Raw genomic sequence first — 20,598 nt, forward strand, 5'->3', positions numbered from 1 at the left:
ACCGCACCCCGTGCAGAGGCGACCGCGTCCGGTGCAGAGGCAACCGCACCCCGTGCAGAAGCATCCGCGCCCGGTGCAGAAGCAGCTGCGCCTGCCACCGAGGCGGCCGCGCCCGGTGCCGTGATGGCGGTCAGGCCCGCGGTGGTGGCCGCGAGCGCGAGCCCGGCAGCGACCGAGGTGGTACGAGCACGGATGGGCTTCATGCAGTTCTCCTCACCGAAGGACGACCGGTTGATCCTGACATGCACATCTCGTCCGGAAGGTGAGCAGCGCACAACGGTGCGGCAACGGCTTTGTTAGCACTGCAGGTCGACGGCCTACAGGTCCTTGAGGTCGATGGACGCGGCGATGGCGTGGTTGCCCGCGTCGTTGGAGTGCAGGCCGTCCATGAACACATATCCCGGACGAGGCTTGAGCGGGTCGGACGGGTGACTCATCACCTTGGCGACGTCCACGACATCGTCGTACTCGCCGCTGGTCCGGATCCAGGTGTTGACCGCCTGGCGGATGCCCTCGGCCTCTTCGTTCCAGATCGGGAACAGTGCGCCCTTCATCGGCCCGATGGTCACGCCGATGGCCTTCACGCCGTGCGCGTGCGCGGCCCGGATCAGTGCGCGGTGCCCGTCGATGAGCTGCTTCGCCGTCACCTTCGGGTTCGGGTGTACGCAGGGATCGTCGACCTGGGGCGCGCCGATGTCGTTCGCGCCGAGATGGACGATCACCGACCGCACGCCGGGCCTGCTGAGCACGTCGCGCTGGAACCTCGCCAGCGCCTTGTCCCCGCCACATGCCGAGTCGTTCAGCAGCTTGTTGGAGCCGATGCCCGCGTTGACCACACCGAAGGGCCGACGCTCCACGGCGAGTCGTTCAGCCAGGTGGTCGGGGAACCGCGAGTCCGCACCCGGCGTGGCGCCGACACCGTCGACAAGCGAATCTCCGAGCGTCACCACGGTGTTCCGGCCTGGCCGCCCCGCCCCCGCCACCTCGACACCGCCCAGGTAGTACCAGGAATTGGTCGACTCGGTGAACGTGCCGGTGCCGACGTCCGAAAGCCGGTCGCCCTTGGCCCGGTAGGTCTTGCTCAAGGCGAACCGGTGGAACGTCGCAGGCCCGGTCGGCTCGGCGAACCGCAACGTCACCGCCAGCCGTTCGAGGGGCGAGGTCGTCAGAGGCACGGCGTCACTGACCAGCTCCTGCCCGGCCGGTATGACCGCGGACGCCGAACGCGCGAACGTGAGTTTCTTCAACGTCTCCGGCCACACCATGGCCTCGCCGGCAGATCGCCCGACCGTCGCCCCGCTCACACGCAGCGGTTTGCTCCCATACACATTCGACAGACGAATACGAACGGACGTGCCGCCGGTGGTCACCCGGACGATCTGGCGTATGGACTGGTCGGCGAAGCCCTGCTGCGACCAGTTGGCGCCGCTGTCCTCGTTGCCGGCAACCGGACGTTGGACGGCCGTTCCCCAAGCACCCACCCAAGGCGTTCCGGGCGGAGGTGGAACGGCCCTTCCGGAGCTGAGCACCGCGGCCCCGGAGGAGAAGGCCGGGGAGTTGTGGACAATGCCGACGATGAGTGCCGCACCAGCGAGAGCGCCGACGGAGATCCGTGCGATGCGTGCGGAAGGCGAGGGGATCTGCATACCTCAAACCCCATCGTGAACGGGCCCCGAGCACATCGGGGAGGGCCCCCGATCTCCAGGTAGGGCTGCCCCTAGTACGCCCCGGATACCAACCCCCAGGATCTCCATCATCCACATCCTGTGGATAACTAACCTCACAGGCCTTCACCAGCGGTAACGACCGCACCACACCCAGCCGATCCCCAGCACATTCCCCAGGTCGACCACCGCAACGATCGAGGAGATTCCGCGTCCCCTCCAGCCGCCACACGGTAGCGGGCCTCAGCCGAGGCCTCAGCCGGGGCCTCAGTCGGGGCCTCAGTCGGGGAGGAGAGGGACGGAGATTCCGGGGTCGCGGCCTAGGAGGACGCCGCGGGTGATGGCGGAGGAGCCGAAGCGGTCACGGACGTCGTCCACGGCGGTGTCGAGGGCTGGACCGGTGGCGCGGTCGAAGGGAAGAGCGAGCTGGACCGCGCTGTCGTTGTGCAGATTCCCGAGGGCGATGCCGATCAGGGTGATCCCCTGGGCCTCGATCATCGGCAGGGCGGTGGTCAGGAGGTCGCGGGCGGCGGCGAGGATGACCGAGGTCTCTGCGGTCGCCTGGGGCAAGGTGTGTGAACGTGTCACACGGGTGAAGTCGTCGAATCGCAGGCGGAGCGTGACGGTGCGGCAGACCCGGTTGGCCGAGCGCAGCCTCCGCCCAAGGCGGTCGATCAGGCCCACCATGAACGCGTCCAGCTCTTTGGGCGACCGCTGGCGCCGTCCGAGTGCGCGTTGCGCGCCCATCGAACGCCGCCGGACACCCGTTCGCACAGGCCGTGGATCGCGGTTGTGGGCGAGGGCGTGCAGGTGCCTGCCGGACGCCCGGCCGAGCATCGAGATCAGCACGTTCTCCGGCAGCCGGGCCACCTCGCCGACTGTTGTGATGCCGCGTTTCTTGAGCTTTTCGGCGGTGACCGGGCCGACGCCCCACAGCCTCTCCACCGGCAGCGGATGCAGGAAGTCCAGCTCGCCGTCCGGCGGCACGAGCAGGAGCCCGTCGGGCTTGGCGACGCCGCTGGCCACCTTGGCGAGGAACTTGGTCCGCGCGACCCCCACCGTGATCGGCAAGCCGATCTCTTCGAGGATCTCCCGGCGCAGGCGTACGGCGATGTCGATGGGCTGTCCGGAGATCTTCCGCAGCCCGCTCACGTCGAGGAACGCCTCGTCGATCGAAAGTCCTTCGACCATCGGGGTCGTGTGCCGGAAGACCGCGAAGACGGCCTTGCTGGCCTCCGCGTACACCGACATCCGCGGCGGAACCACGGCCGCCTGGGGGCACAGACGCCGCGCCTGCCCGCCGGTCATCGCCGTCCGCACGCCGTACGCCTTGGCCTCGTAGCTGGCCGCGAGCACCACGCCGCCGCCCACGATCACGGGCCTGGCCCGCAACCGGGGGTCGTCACGCTGTTCGACCGACGCATAGAACGCGTCCAGGTCGGCGTGCAGGATCGCCGCCTCGTCCGACACGAACATATGTTCGCATGGACGACCCTCGCCAGGCGAGACCGGTGTTCCTCAGGTCAGCTGCGCCGCATAACGCTCGATCAGCTGCTTGAACCGCTCCTCCGGCCAGCAGATGTCCGTTTCGCCCTGCGTGGCGGCGAAGAACAACTCCAGATGCAGGTGCCATGCGGCGAGCACATCGGGCCGCAGCTCAGCCACGGTGTGGGTCAGCTCGACCCGCACCCCCAGCGCGGGGTCAGAGAAGATCTCCCATCGCACGGAGCCCGCCGGCCTCGCCTCGTACTCCAGCACGCGCGGAGCCTCGATCTGGGTGATCTTCCCGGCCGGCACATGCCCGTTGGTCGCACGCTTCGGCGGCTCGTCCCCGACGCCCGGGGTCGCGTCCTCCACCAGGGCCTGCCAGACCTCCTCGACCGGCTTCCACACCAGGTCCCGGGCAAAGTAGAGCTCGCAGCCGCCATCCACTTGCCGGACGGTGCCGTCGCCGAGGCCGAACGCGTCGATGTAGCGCGTGATCGGCCCGACCCAGTCGGTACGAGGCTCCACGCTGCGGCCGTCGAGCCGTCCCGCCAGTTCGTCCAGGCAGGTGTCCCAGCCGGCGGCGGTACGACCGGCGGCCAGCAGACCGACGTTGCCACCCCCGATCGTCTGCGTGAACACCAGCAGGCACCCGTCGCCGTCCGGGATGAGCTCGAACCGCAGTACGTCCGCGTTCCAGCGGAACATGAACACCTTCGGCGGGTCGACTTCGAGTACCTCGCCGTCCCACGTACCGTCCACGACCGCCTCCTCCGGGAAGGTGAACCGCATGGGCGCGCCGGGGCGCAGCTCGGCCTCGACCTTGGCGGGGAACCAGGCGGCCATCTCCGCCGGATCGCTCACCGCCCGCCACACCTTCGCGGGCGGATGCTTGAGCCGCCGCTCGAATCGCAGCGTGGGCTCTCCGTTGATCGTCTGTAGCGTCGCTTCGTTCGTCATCTCGTTTCCTCGATGTCGTCCGGCATGGTGTCGTCCGGCATGGTGTCCAGGTGGCGTTCGAGGGCGTCGAGGCTGTGCGTCCACATGCGCCGGTACGGCGCGAGCCATTCGTCGATCTCGGCCAGCGGCTCCGGGCAGAGCCGGTACCAGCGGCGCTGCGCGTCCTGGCGGACCTCCACGAGCCCGGCGCCGCGCAGCACCTTCAAATGCTTCGAGACGGTCGGCTGCGCGAGCGCCAGCCGTTCCACCAGATCTCCGACCAGCCGTTCGCCGTCGCGCAGCAGATCGAGGATCTCCCGGCGGCGCGGCTCGGCCAGCACCTCGAACGTTGATGCCATATGAGCAATATAGCCGAACAAGAATATAAGAGTCGAGGGCTAGGCGACCCTACGCCGACGATGTACGTCACGACCTGCAAGACAGAGGAGCACCGCCCAGACCACGCAGTAGCCCCCGAAGACAGCGCCACCCCGTTCAGTGAAGATCACCGCCACCAAACCGGCCGGTGTCACCGCGCGTTAGCCGGTCAGGTCAGTGCAGGCTGGTCTCGCGCGGGGGCCAGGGCATCGAGATCGGCGCGGGTGACGCCGGCCCGGTCGGCAAGTTGATCACGATCGGTGCCTGTTCCGGCGATGAGCTCCACGGCCCGGGTGAGCATGGTCGGGCGTTCGAGGGGTTTGACGGGGCCGGGCTCGCGGCGTCGCCAGCCGCGGGCGCTCATGCTGCTCATCGCGTTGCGGTAGGTGCCCTCAGGCATGATCCCCAGCGTCCGGGCGCGGTACAGCAACGCGGCCATGCTGACTCCCCAGGCCCCCTTCAACTCGGCGAGGCGCGCCCAGTCCGCCGTGCGGGGAAGGTGATCGGCGATGTCGGCTTCCGGCATGAGGAACTCGGCGGCGAAACGATGGGCCTGGTCCTCCACGATCTTGCTGCCGGGCTCGGCGTCTGAATGCATGACCAGATGGCCGAGCTCGTGGGCGGCGTCGAAACGGTTGCGCCAGTAGTCGCCCTTGGCGGGGTTGAACAGCACCATCGGGCGCGGGTGCGCGCCGATGCTGAACGCGTCGACGCGTTCAGTGTGCGAAGCCAGGATCAGCACGATGATCCCGTGCTTCTCCAGCAGGCGCACCATGTGAGGGACGGGGCCCGATCGGCTGACCATTCCTTTGCGTGCCTGCCTGGCGGCCTCCACAGGCCCAGGCCCTGCGATCTCGTCCGGTGGTACGGGGTATTCCGGGAGATCGGCAACGGGGAAATCGACCAGTTCCTCCACCGCCGTCACGATGTCGGCAGCGATCCGGCCGTAGGCGAGGGCCTGGTCGCGTTCGATCTGCGTGGTGGAACGCAGCGACCTGAAGTGTGCGGTGTCCAACCGGACAGGGCTGCGGCCCGCGTGGAAGAACTCCACTGGGACGCCGAGCGCGATCGCCAGCTTGGACAGGGTCCTCTCCGAGGGGCGATGCACCCCGGCCTCATATTGGCCGACCGCGGTCGGGGTCGTATCGATCGCCTGAGCCAGCTGGTTCTTGCGGAGCCCGCGCAGGCGACGGGCCAGGGTCAACCGTTCGCAGTCGAACAGCAGTCGGGCCTCGGTGAGTCGCCTGGCTGTCTGTTCCGCGCGGTCATCGATGCTGTTCACTGGGCCTTTTCGACGATGGTGTCCGTGTGGCGAGCCGACCGCTGGTGGAGCGTCACGGGCACATCGTCATCTGTGTCGCTCCACAGCGGGAGGGTGGGCTCCACGAGCCTACGGCGCGGATCGGATCCGAGAGTGTCTTCGGTCAGAGGCCACAGCCAGTGCCACGCCTCGCCGCCATCGGCGTTCAGCCTGGGAAGGCCCAGGAACAGCTCCATCTCCAGCGGCTCCTCGGTGGCGCTGTGCGCGAGAACGAGCGTCACCACCTCGGGCGTGTCATGGAGGTCGGCCAACCCGAGATCCAGGGCCAGTTGAGGGGCGCCGCTGAACTCCTGCCGGGCGACCGCCTGTTTGGTCGGGCTCTCCCGATCCCAGCGGATGGCTCGCACCGCCCCGAACTCGTGGCGCTTGAGCAACACCCGATAACGCCCCAGCCGCCACCCAGGCGAACCATTGAGATCATCACGAACGACCACGCCGGCGAACGGCCCGCTGAGATCGGACGGCTCCTCTGCGGTGCCCACGCCGAAGACCCGGTCCAACTGGGACTCCAAGACATCGAAGGCGGTGAAGCCGAAGGAACGCTCCTTGAAGCCGGCGGCCCGGTCCAGCGCACCGGCGACGACGAGCGTCGCCTCCGTGTGGGCCTCCCGCAAGCCGTGCAGGAACCCGGTGGGCAGGAGCGCCGCCCACGTTTCGCGGACTTCGGCACCACGGTCCTCGATCATGACCCGAACTATAGAGGTTCACATGCCTCCATGCCTGAAACTGAAGTCCGCATGTCGCCGCCCGGCAGGAACTGATCTGCAACCGGCTTCCAACCGGCACCCCGGAGTATCGATCACGCCGGCGACCGGATGGTCCCAGCCCCGGTCGCCGGCGTCTTCTGTCCAGATGTTTCAGGAAGGAAGCAGATGAGCAGTCCACTTCCCCGGCTCGCACGCAAGATGACCGCGACCGGCTTCGTCGTCGCGTCGTTGGGCGCCGCGGCGGCCCTGACCACCGGCACCGCGGTCGCCGCTACCGGCACCGCAGCCCCCTCTACCAGCACCGCTGTCACCACCACCGCCGGCACCACGGCCGCCGAGACCAAGGCGTATCGGCTGGTCAACCTCAAGCTGTCTACCCGCCGGTCGGTCATCTACCCCCGGGGCGCCGCGCTACGGACGACCCCGCGCTACACCAGGATCTACGTCAAGGTCGTCAAGCGGCAGTACACCCAGCCGATGAGGGTGCGCGCGACCAGTCCCACCGGCAGGCCGATCGGCCCCTGGGTCAACGTCACCCGCATCAACCGGACTGTCGCGCTCACGAACCCCCTGCCGAACTACCGGCCCTTCAAGCTTCAGTGGGCCTCGTCGAGGGCCGGCGTGATCAAGTTCGGTCTCTACTACTGACAAGCTCTACTACTGACGAACGAAGAGCTCCCGGAACAACCAGGGCTTCGCTGCCTGACCGGAGTGTGCAAGAGCTCTTACGCCAGCGGCATCTCGTGACGGTATCGGCAGAGATCCTCATCACCTGATCGAGCAGCCGAGCAACCCTTGACGGGCTTGGGGCGCGGGGCCCCAGGCCCGTCAAGGCCGTCAAGGCCGTCAGTCCCTTCTTTACCAGGCGCCCTTCTTTAGCAGGCGCCCTTCTTGACTAAGCGCCCTTTGACTAGGCGCCCTTTGACTAGGCGCCCGGGCGGAGGAAGACGCGGCGTTCTTCGGCGGTCAGTTCACGGGTGCGGCGTGCCTTGGCCAGGTCGAGCAGTCGCGCGTCGCGATCGCACACCTCGCAGGCCCAGGTCCTGACGACATTCGTCCCGAGCCCGGTCCCCAACGGCCGCCCGAGGAACACCGGACGGCTCAGCACCCGGACGAGCCGTTTTCCATCCGGGCCGAACGCCACGAGGCTCTCGGTCGCGCCCCATCCGCTCAGCTCCAGCGGTTCGCCAACGCCCGTAGCCGGCCACAACCGCAGCTTCCCCTCGGGCTCGCTTGTGGTCAGCCAGGCGCCGTCGGGGCTGAAACCCACCTTCCGGACCCGGCTCGCGGTGCCGCGCAACACGGCCGTCGGCTCGCCCGAGCCCTCGCTGTCCCACAGCCGGATGGTGCCGTCCACCGCTGCCGCGGCCACCTTCCGTCCGTCGGGGCTATAGGCGAGCGCTTTGATGTCCTCTTGATGGCCTCGCAGGATCTCGGGCTTCTTCCTGCGGGTCAGATCCCAAACGACGATGGTGCGGTCGTTGCGCACGTCGGCCAGGTGGGTGCCATCCGGGCTCAAGGCCACTCGTCCGTCAGCGCGGCCGGTGGGCTCACGCTCCCAGCCCTGAAGCCGCGTCAGGCCGCCCGCCGGGGAGAGTTGCCACACCCGCGGCTCCATGGCGAACCCGCCGACTGCCAGCCGCTTGCCATCGCCGCTGAAGACCAGGCTCTCGGGGCGGCCGCGGAAGGCGCCAGGAACGGTGACCGGGGTTCCGCCCCTGGTCAGATCCCACAGGCTGAACATGCCCGCGCTGCCGATGCCCGCCATCCTTCGCCCGTCCGGGCTCAGCGCGATGCGATAGGCGGCGTCGTGCGGCCCTTTGATGCTGAGCGGAGCCTTGCCGCCGGTGGTGTCCCACACCTGGATGGTGATGTCCGACGCGGTGAAGAGCGAGTCGGCTCTCACCGGGATGGACGCCACGGTGCCGCCGTCGGAGCTCAGCGCCTTGGGCACTCCGCCGGCCGGAAAGCCGCGCAGAGCGGGGATCCCGGCCGAGACGTCCCATTGCCGCAAGGATCCGTCCGCGTCGATGGTGATGAGAGATCTGCCGTCGGGACCGAACGTCACGCCCCGCGGATTCCCCCGATGAGTGCGCAGTACCAACGGGTCACTGGTGCTGCCCGTCGTCCAGACGCGGATCGCGCCGTCCGTTCCGTACGTCGCCAGCCGGTCTCCGGTCGGGCTGAACGCCAGGCCGTTCAGTTTGGGTGAATGGGGCGCGAGTTCGGCCTGTGGGAGCCACTCACCGGCAGACTTCTCCCGTACGTTCCAGACTTGTGGAACGTCTCCTTCGGTGGCGGCGACCCACGGTCCACGAGGGCTGATCGCCACATGCTCGGGCTCGCCACGACGCGCCTCCCGTTCCAGCCGAGGCTGGTCCTTGGTCACATTCCAGATTCGGAGCGGAGAGCCGATCCCTCCGGTGGCGAGCCGGTCGCCGCTCGGGCTGAACGCGACGTCCCGTACCCGGCCGCCGGGGACCTTGAGTTCGGTCGGAGCCCTCCGTCCCGCCGGATCCCAAATCCGGACACCGCCCTCGTGCGTGCTCGCCACCCGGCCGTCCGGGCTGACGCTCACTCCCGCGACGGCACCACCCTCAACCTCTCCCAGAACCCGGCGTGCACCAGCGGCGGCGAGGTCCCACAGCTCCACCTTTCCCACCGAGTCGCCGGTGACGAGCGTGCGCCCGTCCGGACTGAACGCCGCGCTCTCGATCCGCTGAGTGCCGTTTGCCACGAGTTTGTGGTCGCGGCGCGGGCGGCCGGCACCGTCCAGGCTCCAGATCTCCAGTTCCACCGAGACTCCACCCGGCCCCCAGATCGCGAACCTCCGCCCGTCCGTGGTGGCCGCCATCCCCTCCGCACGGCGCATCGCGATGGAGTGGGAGCCGCGCAGCCGAGAGTCGTTGATGGCCTGCCGGAGCACCAGATCGGCTTCCTGGGTCGGTTCGGCCTCGTACGCCTTGGTCGCCAGCAGCAACGCCAGCTCCGGATCCACCGCGAGCTGACGGCGTGCCTCCACCGCGAGTCGCCGCGACGTGGCACGGTCGCGTTCGGCATCGGCGTCGCCCGCCTGTACCAGGGCGAATACGGCCAGCACGCTGACCACTGCCGCCACGGCACCGAGTCCGCTGCGGCCGAGCCGGACCCGGCGGCGGGCTTGGGCTGAGTTCACGACCGCATACGAACGGGAGGCTGCCAGGAAGGACCGCTCCCACTCGTTCAGCGGAGGGACACTCTCGTCGTTCCATGCGGCCAGGCGACTCCCCCGATACAGGAATTCCGCACCGCGCCCGTTCCGATGCCATTCGTCGGCGTCGGCGGTGAGCCGGCGATGCCGGAGGAGCGCCTCACGGTCGTCGCTCAACCATTCGCGCAACCTGAGCCAGCTTCGGATGAGCGCCTCGTGTGCCACCTCCACCGTGTCGCCGTCCACGACGACGAGCCGACTCTCAACGAGCCTACCGAGTACGGCATCCACGTCATCGGCGCGTCCGATGCCCGTCAGTTCGTCCCGTTCGACCCTGCGACGGGTGTCCTCCGTACCGTCACCCGGTGCAGTGAGGCGCACCAGCACCGCACGCAGGAGGTCCCGCAGGCCGTCGTCCAAGTCGTCGTACAGGTCGTCGGCGGTGCGCACGACGGCCCCGGTCACACCACCGGTCGCCTGGTAGTCAGCCAGCCGAAGGGTGCCGTCCTGATGGCGGTCCCATGTCTCCCGAAGCACGTACGCAACCAGTGGTAGCGCTCCCACCTGCTGAGCAGCCTCGGTCAGCACGGTCGCCACCAGCTCGGGTTCGACGCTCAGCCCGACCTCGGAGGCGGGCTCGCCGACGATGGCGCGCAGCTCCGGCTCGGAGACCGGCCCGATCGTCAGATGAACGGCGTCGCCGAGCAGGGCGCCCAGGCCGGGATGCTGCGCGCAGCGCCCGTAGAAGTCGGTGCGCACCCCGATCACCAGCGTCGCCTCCGCGCTGGTGACCAGACGAGTCAGCGCATCGAGGAACCCGGCACGTTCGTCCTCGTCGGCGCAGAGCGTGAACACCTCCTCGAACTGGTCGACGACGACCACCGCGGGCGCATCGGGCGCATCGGCGTCCACGTCCGGCAGCCGCGTCAACGGATGTGCACCCGGAGAGAACAGAACGGCGGCCGCGCCGGAGGCGGTCAGCTTGGGCAGCAGCCCTGCCCCGAGAAGAGACGACTTGCCGCTGCCGGAAGCGCCGAGGAGCACCGTCAGCGGTGACCGTTGAACGGCCTTCAGCAAATCCTCAAGCAGCTCGTCCCGGCCGAAGAACAGATCCGCCTCATCAGCGCCGAGCGGTCGCGCACCCGGGTAGGGGCAGCGGCGTTGCGACTGTTCGAGCTCGTCTGCGGCCTCCTGCCATCGTCGCTCCCATTCGGCGCGGTCACCGCCGCAGGCGACGGCGTACGCCAGAGTCGCCTCCAGTGACGGCAGCCGCATCCCGTTGGCCGCCTCGGCCAGGGTGCTCCGGGAGAAGTGAGCGCGCTGGGCGAGCTCGCGGTAGCTCGGCCGCCCGGCCTGGTCCCGCAACCGGCGCAACTCCCAGGCGAGCCGTTCGACCGGACCGGCGAGCGGATCCACCGGTTGTTCAGGCCGCCCCAACTGCCCACCCCCGTTGTCCAGAGCCTGCTGACGGTTGTCCGGAGCAGGTCGAGAGCCTATTTCGGACATTTCCGAGACGCCCTAGACCTTAGGGAGCCGGTCTCTCCGGCACAACATGCACACCGAGACACGAGGACGGGTAGTGAAGCTCCGCGTACTGGGACCGTTGGAGATTTGCATGGGGGACGCCTCCGTTCCCCTGTCACCGAAACTGAGGGACCTGCTGGCGGTCCTGCTGTGCCATTCCGACCGGACGGTCTCGGCCGACCGGCTGATCGACGCGATGTGGCCCTGCGTCCCCCCGCGTACGGCGGCCAAGACGCTACAGGGCTACATCCACCATCTGCGCAGGGCGCTGGGACCCGGCCGGCTGGTGTTCCGCCCGCCCGGCTACATGCTGGTCACGCGACCCGGTGAACTCGACGCCGACTGCTTCACCGGGCGGATCCAGTCAGGCCGCCGGGCCATCGCCGCCGGTGACGCCGAGCGGGGAACGCTGCTGATCCGTGAGGCGCTCGACCTGTGGCGGGGCGTTCCCTATGACGGGCAGGACCACCTCCAGGCGGTGCAGGCGGAGGCGTTCCGGTTGACCGAGCTCCGGCTCTCCGCCGCCGAGGAGTGGGCCGAGACGGCACTCGCCCGGCGGCAGCACACCGACGTCGCCTGCGAGTTGTACGGAATCGTGGCGGAGTACCCGTTCCGTGAGCGCCCACGCGCCCAGCTCATGCGGGCACTGCACGCCATGGGACGGACCGTCGAGGCCCTCGAAGTCGGACGCGAGGGCAGGCGGCGCCTGGCCGACGAACTCGGCCTCGACCCGAGCCCCGCCCTCCAACGCCTCGAACACGCGATCCTGACGCACGACCCAGCCCTCGCCAGGCCCATGCCGCGCCCCGGCCGTATCAACAACGTGGCCTAGGCGTAGCTCAGAGGCCCGGTGGTCCCCGAGCGCGCCGTCCCGTACATTCGCCCCCAGTCGCGCGATCGCCCGCCCCTGAGAGATCTTTGTGTTCGAGGGCGGGCGATTCGAGGGCGGCCGATGGGTGCGGCGACGACTCACGGGCGATAGCTGCGGCGACGACTCAGTGGAGAACGAAAAAGAGGGCTCCGGAAAAATCCGAAACCCTCTTACATGCTGAGTGGAGTGGGCCTGCCTGGACTTGAACCAGGGACCTCTTCCTTATCAGGGAAGCGCTCTAACCGAGCTGAGCTACAGGCCCGCACTTGCCGCCGTCCTTGCGGCGCAACGAGAGATTACCCCATCCGGAGGGGCAACCGGTAATCGGTTTTCGCAGGACGGCGGACGTGCCTACTCGGCTTCCTTCAAGGTCACCTCGACGCCGCCGACGAGGTCTGCGGCGAGGTTGTAGATGACCGCGCCGACCGTGGAGAGGGCCGTGATGAGCAACACGTTCAGGGCGCCGACCAGGACGGTGTAGCCGAAGATGCGCGCGAACGAGAACCAGTTGCCCGCGTCCAGGCCGCCGTCGGCCTTGCTCGGGTCGCGGGTGAGCTCGTCGATGGTGCCGCTGATCGAGTCGAAGACGCCGAGGCCGGACAGGATCATGTACAGGACGACGACCGCGACCAGCAGGACGACGAAGCAGACCAGCGACATCACGAAGCTGAACTTCATGACCGACCACGGCTCGAGGCGTGCGAGCTGCAGCTGCGCCTTCCGTGCGGCCTTGGTGCTGGAGGGCTTGGTGCTGCCGGACGGGTTGGCCGAGGTCTGTGCGGGACGGTCCTTGAGAGCCGTACCCGCGAAGCCCGGGCTGGCCGAGGCGGCGCTGGCTCCGCCTGCAGCGGGGCCGGGGCCCGACCCGGAGCCGCCGACCTCGCGGCGGCCGAACGGCTTGTCACGGCCACCACCCGTCTCGGGTGAACGGCTCCAGGCTGGGCCGTTGTCGACCGAGGTGTCCTGGACCGGCGGGATCACCGGAGACGCGGCGGGCTTGCCAGGAAGGTCACCGGGCTCACCCGGACCGCCAGGCTTACCGGCGCTGCCAGGCCTACCGGCGCCGCCAGACTTGCTGGCGCTGCCAGGGCCGCTTGCGTTGCCGGGGCGGCTTGCATTGCCGGTCCCAACAGTGCTGCTAGGCGCAGCGGCACTACCGGACGCAGCGGCGCCGCCAGAAGCGGAGGCGCCGCTGGGTTTGGCGGGACCGCCAGGGGAGGAGGCGCTGCTGGGTTTGGCGGCGCCGCCAGCAGGGCCGCTGGGCTTACCAGGTGCCGCGGAGGCGCTGGACTTGCCGGAACCGCCGCTGGAGGCGGGGAGCTTGGGCAGGTCTGCCTCGATGTCGATCGTGGCGTCGACGCGCGTCTGGTCCAGGTCCTTCGGCTTGGAGTCCGCAGGCTTGGCCTCGGAGGACTTGCCGTCCGCCGGAGTGGCCTTGCTGCCCAGGTCGGGCGTGGTCTCGTCCATAGCGGGTTTCACCGGCGTGATCTCCACGGTCGCCTCGTCCCGGCCGGGCTTCGCGGCCGGGACGGTCTTCTTGGCGCCCGCAGAGGAACCGGACGAGCCCGAGCTCGAACCGGATCCTTTGCCGGTGCCGCCGGAGCGGCCCTTGCCTTTACCGGGCTGGGTGCTCACGTGTCCTCCTGGCCTACCCGATCGGTGGCGGGTTCAAGGTCACTCACCTTCAGCCCTCTCACCCACCTCAGCGTTTGCGTCATCCAAGGACTCTATGTTGCCCCCGGAGTCGTCCGGCGAGTCCACGTTGTCCGACTCGTCCATGGACTCTACGTTCCTCGCGATTGCGACCACACTGTCGCCCTGCGCGAGGTTCATAAGCCGTACCCCCATGGTCTGCCGGCTGGACTGCTTGATTTCGGCCGCGCTCGTACGGATGACGCCGCCGTTGGACGTCATCGCGAAGACCTCGTCGTCGAGGCCGACCATCAGCGCCCCTACCAACCTGCCGCGAGTTTGCACGATCTTAGCGGTGAGGACTCCCTTACCCCCACGTCCCTGCAACGGATATTGGTCCACGGGAGTTCGCTTGGCATATCCGCCCTCGGTGGCCACTAGGACATCATGTGCGCCGACCTGGATGACGAGCATGTTGAGGACCTCCTGGTCCTCCTCGAAACGCATGCCGATCACACCGCTGGTGGCGCGGCCCATCGGGCGCAGGGAGTCGTCGTCCGCGCGGAAGCGGATCGCCTGGGCGCCGGTGGAGACCATCAGCAGGTCGTCCTCCGGGCAGACCAGCCGGGCGGCGATGACCTCGTCGTCCTCGGCCAGGTTGATGGCGATGATGCCGCCGCTGCGCGGCGAGTCGAAGTCGGTGAGGGACGTCTTCTTGACCTTGCCCTGCTTGGTGGCCAGCACGAGGTACGGCGCGACGTCGTAGTCGCGAAGGTCCATGACCTGGGCGATGTGCTCGTCCGGCTGGAACGCCAGCAGGTTGGCGACGTGCTGGCCGCGCGAGTCGCGGTTGGCCTCGGGCAGCTCGTACGCCTTGGCGCGGTAGACGCGGCCCTTGTTGGTGAAGAACAGGATCCAGTGGTGCGTCGTGGTGACGAAGAACTGGTCGACGATGTCGTCCTGCTTGAGCTGCGCGCCGCGGACGCCCTTGCCGCCGCGCCGCTGCGCCCGGTAGAGGTCGGTCTTGGTGCGCTTGGCGTAGCCGCCGCGGGTGATCGTGACGACGACGTCCTCTTCGGCGATGAGGTCCTCGTACGAGACGTCCCCGTCGAACGGGATGATCTCGGTGCGCCGCTCGTCGCCGAACTTCTCGACGATCGGGCGGAGCTCGTCGGCGATGATCTGCCGCTGCCGCTCCGGCGAGGAGAGGATGTCGTTGTAGTCGTCGATCTCCGCCATGAGCTTGTCGTACTCGTCGATGATCGCCTGGCGTTCCAGGGCGGCGAGCTTGCGCAGCTGCATGTCGAGGATGGCCTGCGCCTGGATCTCGTCGATCTCCAGGAGCTGCATCAGACCGCTTTGCGCCTGCGACGCGGACGGCGAACGCCGGATGAGGGCGATGACCTCGTCGATGCGGTCGAGTGCCTTGAGAAGCGCGCGCAGGATGTGGGCGCGTTCCTCGGCCTTGCGCAGCAGGAACCGGGTCCGGCGGACGACGACGTCGACCTGGTGCGCCACCCAGTGGCGGACGAACTGGTCCAGGCGCAGCGTGCGCGGCACGCCGTCGACCAGCGCGAGCATGTTCGCGCCGAAGGTCTCCTGGAGCTGGGTGTGCTTGTAGAGGTTGTTGAGGACGACCTTGGCGACCGCGTCCCGCTTGAGCACGATGACCAGGCGCTGGCCAGTACGGCCGGACGTCTCGTCGCGGACGTCGGCGATCCCGTCGACCTTGCCTTCCTTGACCAGGTCGGCGATCTTGAGCGCGAGGTTGTCCGGGTTGACCTGGTAGGGCAGCTCGGTGACGACGAGGCAGGTACGGTTCTGGATCTCCTCGACCTCGACCACCGCGCGCATCGTGATCGAGCCGCGGCCGGTCCGGTAGGCCTCCTCGATGCCCTTCCGCCCGACGATCAGGCCGGCGGTCGGGAAGTCCGGGCCCTTGACGCGTTCGAGCAGCGCATCGAGGAGCTCCTCATCATTGGCGCCATAGTTGTCCAGGAACCAGTTGACGCCCTCGGCCACCTCGCGCAGGTTGTGCGGCGGGATGTTGGTGGCCATGCCGACCGCGATGCCGGCCGAGCCGTTCACCAGCAGGTTGGGGTACCGCGACGGCATGACGTCGGGCTCTTGCGAGCGGCCGTCGTAGTTGGGCGAGAAGTCGACGGTCTCCTTGTCGATGTCGCGCAGCAGCTCCATCGCCAGGGGCGCCATGCGGCACTCGGTGTACCGCATGGCCGCGGCCGGGTCGTTGCCGCGCGAGCCGAAGTTGCCGTTGCCGTCGACCAGCGGGTAGCGCAGAGACCAGGGCTGCGCCAGCCGCACCAGCGCGTCGTAGATCGCCGAGTCGCCGTGCGGGTGGTAGTTACCCATGACGTCACCGACGACGCGGGCGCACTTGAAGTAGCCGCGGTCGGGGCGGTAGCCGCCGTCGTACATCGCGTACAGAACGCGGCGGTGCACCGGTTTGAGGCCGTCACGAACCTCGGGCAGGGCACGCGACACGATGACCGACATCGCGTAGTCGAGATAACTCGCCTGCATCGAGCTCTGGATGTCGACCGGCTCGACGCGCCCGCCGCCCTGGCCCCCGCCTTCGGTGGTCACTTCCGTCACCTGAAAGACCTCTTCTGAATAGTGGAACTACAACTGCTGCCTGGCGAAGGCCTCTGCTCCCGACCGAGCGGGGCGCCGCCGAACGCGACGTCACCACCAGAGGTGGCGTCACCGCCGGACGCGACGTCATCGCCGGAGGTGGCGGCCACGGCCGGGCCGCGGAGGAGGCCTCGGTTCATCAGATGTCCAGGAAGCGAACGTCCTTGGCGTTCCGCTGGATGAACTCGCGGCGCGGCTCGACCTCTTCGCCCATGAGGACGCTGAACAGCTCGTCCGCCTGGGCCGCGTCGTCGAGCTGCACCTGGAGCAGGACCCGGTTGTCGGGGTCCATCGTGGTGTCCCACAGCTCGTTGGCGTTCATCTCGCCCAGACCCTTGAACCGCTGGACCTGGTCGCGGGGACGGGGGTCGCGCCGGCCGGCCGCGATCCCTGCCTCGACCAGCGCGTCCCGCTCCCGGTCGGAGTAGGCGTAGTCGGCGTCCTGCCCGCGCGCGTCCCACTTGATCTTGTAGAGCGGCGGCTGGGACAGGTAGACGTGACCGGCCTCGATCAGCGGCTTCATGAACCGGAACAGCAGCGTCAGCAGCAGCGTGTTGATGTGGTGGCCGTCGATGTCGGCGTCCGACATCAGGATGATCTTGTGATAGCGCAGCTTGGTGATGTCGAACTCGTCGTGCACGCCCGTGCCGAGCGCGGTGATGATCGCCTGAACCTCGTTGTTCTTGAGGATCTTGTCGATCCGCGCCTTCTCGACGTTCAGGATCTTGCCCCGGATCGGCAGGATCGCCTGGAAGTGCGGGTTGCGGCCGCCCTTGGCCGAGCCGCCCGCCGAGTCGCCCTCGACGATGTAGAGCTCGGACTCGGACGGGTCGGTCGACTGGCAGTCCGACAGCTTGCCGGGCAGCGACGTCGACTCCAGCAGGCTCTTGCGCCGCGTCAGATCACGTGCGGCACGCGCGGCGATGCGGGCCCGCGCCGCCTGCGAGGCCTTGTTGATGACCTCTTTGGCCTCGCCCGGGTTTTCCTCGAACCAGTCGCGCAGGTGCTCGTTGACCGCCTTCTGCACGAACGACTTGGCCTCGGTGTTGCCGAGCTTGGTCTTGGTCTGGCCCTCGAACTGCGGGTCCGCCATCTTGATCGAGATGATCGCGGTGAGCCCCTCGCGGACGTCCTCGCCGGTGAGGTTGTCGTCCTTGTCGCGCAGCAGGCTCTTGTCGCGGGCGTAACGGTTGACGATCGTGGTCAGCGCCGCCCGGAAGCCCTCCTCGTGCGTGCCGCCCTCCGCCGTGTTGATCGTGTTGGCGAACGTGTGGACGGACTCGGCGTACGAGGAGTTCCACTGCATGGCGATCTCGACCGACATGCCGTCGGTGTCGTCACCGAAGTAGATCACCGACTGGTGGGCGGCGTCCTTCTTGCTGTTGATGTAGCGGACGAAGTCCTCGATGCCGCCCTCGTAGTGGTAGCGGACCTCGCGCGGCTCACCGTTGATGTGGGCCGGCCGCTCGTCCTTCAGCGTGATCGCCAGACCGCGGTTGAGGAACGCCATCTCCTGCATGCGGCGCGAGAGGGTCTCGAAACTGAAGTCGAGCGTCTCGAAGATGTCGCTGTCAGGCCAGAACGTGATCTGGGTGCCGGTCTCGTCCGTCGGCTCACCCTTGGCCAGCGGAGCCTCGGGTCCCGTCCAGGTGTACGACTGGCGCCAGTAGTGGCCGTCGGTCTTGATCTCTGCTTCGAGCCGCTTGGAGAGCGCGTTCACCACCGCGGAGCCGACACCGTGCAGACCGCCGGAGACGGCGTAGGACTTGCCGTCGAACTTGCCGCCCGCGTGCAGCGTGGTGAGGACGATCTCGACCGCGGGCTTCTTCTCCACGGGATGCTCGCCCACGGGGATGCCGCGACCGTTGTCGCGCACCCGGACGCCGCCGTCGGCCAGCAGCGTCACATGGATGTCATCGGCGTGGCCGGCGAGCGCCTCGTCGACGGAGTTGTCGACGATCTCGTAGACGAGGTGGTGGAGGCCACGCTCCCCGGTCGATCCGATGTACATGCCCGGGCGCTTACGCACCGCCTCAAGACCTTCAAGGACAGTGATCGAACTAGCGTCGTACGCCAAAGGAGATCCTCCTGCCGGGGAAGCGCACCGCCACCCGCGTCCCCTGGAAGGCACGCGGTGTGCCCCGTAACACACGTAAGGGCGCCCCTGCTCCGGTCTGTTGATCAGAGACTTCGGGCGACCCAAGGCGGCGCAGCATCCTGAACCCGATTTCATTCTACCGGGTCATAGACCAAAAAGTGGCACTCGCGGGCGCTGTATGCGCGCGTGGCGGGCGAGTGGGCTTGGAGATACATCCCCCCATTGCCCCTGGGGGCTCTACGGGCCTACGGGGCGCTCGAAGCGAAACCGCCCCGGCAGCCGCCCGAACGGCCTGGCGGCGGTTCGGTCAGCGAACGCGCCAGGCTCCGGTGCGGCGGGGGCCGGAGGAGGGGCCTACGACTTTGACCCGGCGGACGGTGTTGTGGCCGAGTTCTTCGTTCAGGCGTTTGACCAGGGTGGAGGAGAGCAGGCGGAGCTGGGTGGCCCAGGTGGTGGAGTCGGCGGCGACCGTGAGTTCGCCGTCCTCGAACTTCTCGGGACGGGTGTGCTCAGCCAGTTCGGGGCCGACGATGCCGGGCCAGTTGCCGAAAACTCCGCCTACGGCGGCGCGTTGTTCCCAGCCTCGGTCGGCCATCAGCTCGCGGATGGCCGAGCCGAAGAGCTTGGGGTCGCCGCCGCGGCCTGGCTGCGGCACGCGCGGGCCCCGTGGGCCCTTGCGCTTGCCCTGGCCTGGCACCGACCCCCGCTTGGCGGCGTCGGCGCGTGCCTGGGCGAGGGCTTCGCGGGCCAGCTCGATCCCCGACTTGGCCGGCGGCTCAGGGGACTCAGGGGAAGAGTTGTGCACATCCTGTGGATCAGTCACGGGTCACCTGACCGTCGGAGACGGAGTACGAGACGCCGGTCAGTTCGGCGGGGACGTCGGCCGGGACGGCCGCGGTGATGAGGACCTGTTCGGCGGGGACGACCATCTCGGCCAGCCGGCTGCGGCGCCCGGAGTCCAGCTCGGCGAAGACGTCGTCGAGGATGAGCACAGGGTCGTCGCCGTCATCCCTAAGCAGGTCGAACGCGGCCAAGCGGAGGCCCAGGGCGAACGACCATGACTCCCCATGGCTTGCGTAGCCACGCGCGGGCAGGTCCCCCAGACGCAGGACGAGCTCGTCGCGGTGTGGCCCGACCAGGCTGACGCCTCGTTCGAGCTCCTGTTTGCGCGCTTCGGCCACACCGGCCAGGAGGGCTTCGGCCAGCTGTGCACGGTCTGTGGACAACTCCGCGTCGCCCAGTGAGCTCTTGTAGGTCAGGTCGGCTACGCCACTGCTCGGTGCGAGCGCCGCGTACGCCTTGGTCACAAGAGGGCGGAGCGCGGCCACCAGATCCAGGCGCGCGGCGAGGAGCTCTGAGCCTGTACGGGCGAGATGCGAGTCCCAGACCTCGAGGGTGGAGATGATCTCGGGACCGGGGGAGCGGCGGTGGGCGGCCGCGGACTTCAACAGGGCGTTGCGCTGTTTGAGGACGCGGTCGTAGTCCGAACGCACGGCCGCGAAGCGCGGGGCACGCGTGGTCAGCAGCTCGTCCATGAAGCGGCGGCGTTCACCCGGGTCGCCCTTGACGAGCGCGAGGTCCTCGGGGGCGAAGAGGACCGTCCGCAACATCCCCAGGATCTCGCGCGGCCTGGGGACAGGCGAGCGGTTGAGCCGGGCCCGGTTGGCCTTTCCCGGATTGATCTCCAGCTCGATCAGCGCCTTGCGGTCGTCCTTGACGACGCCGACGCGCACGATCGCTCGCGGCGCACCGTGCCTGACCAGCGGCGCGTCGGTGGCCGCACGGTGGCTGCCGTGGGTGGCGACATAACCGACGGCCTCGACGAGATTGGTCTTGCCATGCCCGTTCGGGCCCACGAACGCGGTGACTCCCGGCTCGAACGCGACCTCAGCGGTGGCGTACGAACGGAAGTCCTGGAGCGAAAGGTGGGCGACGTGCACGGGACACGAGCGTAGAGCCTCCCGGCGGTCACCCGGACCCCTCGACTCGACAGAACTCGAACGGGCCAGGTCAGAGCTTGGGGGGCCGGGCCAGGGCTCGGGGGCCCGGGCCGGGCAGAGCTTGGACGGGCCAGAGCTTGGACGCGCCCGACCAGAGCCTGCGCGCTGGGTCAGAGCTTGGGCGGCCGGGCCAGACC

At 68.6% G+C, this 20,598-nt stretch carries 14 protein-coding genes and 1 tRNA gene; 2 read left to right on the forward strand and 13 right to left on the reverse strand.

Annotation, left to right across the window (positions count from 1 at the left end; all coding sequences use genetic code 11):
• Positions 1 to 317: 317 nt before the first annotated feature.
• The 6 genes from ACH34W_RS23415 to ACH34W_RS23440 all read right to left on the reverse strand — a co-directional run bounded on the left by ACH34W_RS23415 (position 318) and on the right by ACH34W_RS23440 (position 6,473).
• Complete coding sequence (locus tag ACH34W_RS23415) at positions 318 to 1,646, reverse strand: SGNH/GDSL hydrolase family protein (protein WP_395963110.1); 1,329 nt, start codon at positions 1,644 to 1,646, stop codon at positions 318 to 320.
• Between the two features lie 297 nt (positions 1,647 to 1,943).
• On the reverse strand, positions 1,944 to 3,134 hold the full coding sequence (gene dinB, locus ACH34W_RS23420; protein WP_395963111.1) for a DNA polymerase IV: 1,191 nt from the start codon (positions 3,132 to 3,134) through the stop codon (positions 1,944 to 1,946).
• A 48-nt stretch (positions 3,135 to 3,182) separates the two neighbouring features.
• Positions 3,183 to 4,109: an SRPBCC family protein gene (locus tag ACH34W_RS23425; RefSeq protein WP_395963112.1), complete on the reverse strand. Its 927-nt coding sequence runs from the start codon at positions 4,107 to 4,109 to the stop codon at positions 3,183 to 3,185.
• Positions 4,106 to 4,447, reverse strand: a complete 342-nt coding sequence (locus ACH34W_RS23430; protein ID WP_395963113.1) for an ArsR/SmtB family transcription factor — start codon at positions 4,445 to 4,447, stop codon at positions 4,106 to 4,108. The genes ACH34W_RS23425 and ACH34W_RS23430 overlap by 4 nt, the downstream gene beginning before the upstream one ends.
• A 188-nt stretch (positions 4,448 to 4,635) precedes the next feature.
• On the reverse strand, positions 4,636 to 5,748 hold the full coding sequence (locus tag ACH34W_RS23435; protein ID WP_395963114.1) for an XRE family transcriptional regulator: 1,113 nt from the start codon (positions 5,746 to 5,748) through the stop codon (positions 4,636 to 4,638).
• Entirely contained in the window at positions 5,745 to 6,473 is a 729-nt protein-coding gene (locus tag ACH34W_RS23440) for a hypothetical protein (RefSeq protein WP_395963115.1), read from the reverse strand. Before ACH34W_RS23440 ends, ACH34W_RS23435 begins: the two co-directional genes overlap by 4 nt.
• Before the next feature lie 186 nt (positions 6,474 to 6,659).
• Here ACH34W_RS23440 and ACH34W_RS23445 point away from each other — a divergent pair, with 186 nt between their 5' ends.
• Positions 6,660 to 7,142, forward strand: coding sequence for a hypothetical protein (locus ACH34W_RS23445; RefSeq protein WP_395963116.1), 483 nt, complete (start codon positions 6,660 to 6,662; stop codon positions 7,140 to 7,142).
• Between the two features lie 277 nt (positions 7,143 to 7,419).
• Here ACH34W_RS23445 and ACH34W_RS23450 read toward each other — a convergent pair whose 3' ends face one another.
• Positions 7,420 to 11,121 carry a helix-turn-helix domain-containing protein gene (locus tag ACH34W_RS23450; protein ID WP_395963117.1) on the reverse strand — a complete coding sequence of 1,234 codons (3,702 nt, stop codon included), beginning with the start codon at positions 11,119 to 11,121 and terminating at the stop codon, positions 7,420 to 7,422.
• A 178-nt stretch (positions 11,122 to 11,299) separates the two neighbouring features.
• On the opposite strand from ACH34W_RS23450, the gene ACH34W_RS23455 reads away from it, so the two are divergent.
• The gene (locus ACH34W_RS23455) at positions 11,300 to 12,040 is read left to right on the forward strand and encodes a BTAD domain-containing putative transcriptional regulator (protein WP_395963118.1); all 741 of its coding nucleotides are present in this window, start codon (positions 11,300 to 11,302) and stop codon (positions 12,038 to 12,040) included.
• A gap of 226 nt (positions 12,041 to 12,266) precedes the next feature.
• Here ACH34W_RS23455 and ACH34W_RS23460 read toward each other — a convergent pair.
• The 6 genes from ACH34W_RS23460 to recF all read right to left on the reverse strand — a co-directional run bounded on the left by ACH34W_RS23460 (position 12,267) and on the right by recF (position 20,401).
• Positions 12,267 to 12,341 (reverse strand) — tRNA-Ile (locus tag ACH34W_RS23460).
• A gap of 89 nt (positions 12,342 to 12,430) precedes the next feature.
• A complete protein-coding gene (locus tag ACH34W_RS23465; RefSeq protein ID WP_395963119.1) occupies positions 12,431 to 13,714 on the reverse strand; it encodes a DUF3566 domain-containing protein in 1,284 nt (427 codons plus the stop codon).
• A gap of 39 nt (positions 13,715 to 13,753) precedes the next feature.
• On the reverse strand, positions 13,754 to 16,324 hold the full coding sequence (gene gyrA, locus ACH34W_RS23470) for a DNA gyrase subunit A (protein WP_395963120.1): 2,571 nt from the start codon (positions 16,322 to 16,324) through the stop codon (positions 13,754 to 13,756).
• Positions 16,325 to 16,502: 178 nt separating this feature from the next.
• Positions 16,503 to 18,440 carry a DNA topoisomerase (ATP-hydrolyzing) subunit B gene (gene gyrB / locus ACH34W_RS23475; RefSeq protein WP_395963121.1) on the reverse strand — a complete coding sequence of 646 codons (1,938 nt, stop codon included), beginning with the start codon at positions 18,438 to 18,440 and terminating at the stop codon, positions 16,503 to 16,505.
• A 328-nt stretch (positions 18,441 to 18,768) separates the two neighbouring features.
• Positions 18,769 to 19,284, reverse strand: a complete 516-nt coding sequence (locus tag ACH34W_RS23480) for a DUF721 domain-containing protein (protein WP_395963122.1) — start codon at positions 19,282 to 19,284, stop codon at positions 18,769 to 18,771.
• Positions 19,277 to 20,401 (reverse strand): DNA replication/repair protein RecF, encoded by a 1,125-nt coding sequence (gene recF, locus ACH34W_RS23485; RefSeq protein ID WP_395963123.1) that lies wholly within the window; start codon positions 20,399 to 20,401, stop codon positions 19,277 to 19,279. The genes ACH34W_RS23480 and recF overlap by 8 nt, the downstream gene beginning before the upstream one ends.
• Positions 20,402 to 20,598: the final 197 nt, after the last annotated feature.

Source organism: Actinomadura sp. 6N118 (assembly GCF_044326415.1).
Lineage (GTDB): Bacteria > Actinomycetota > Actinomycetes > Streptosporangiales > Streptosporangiaceae > Spirillospora.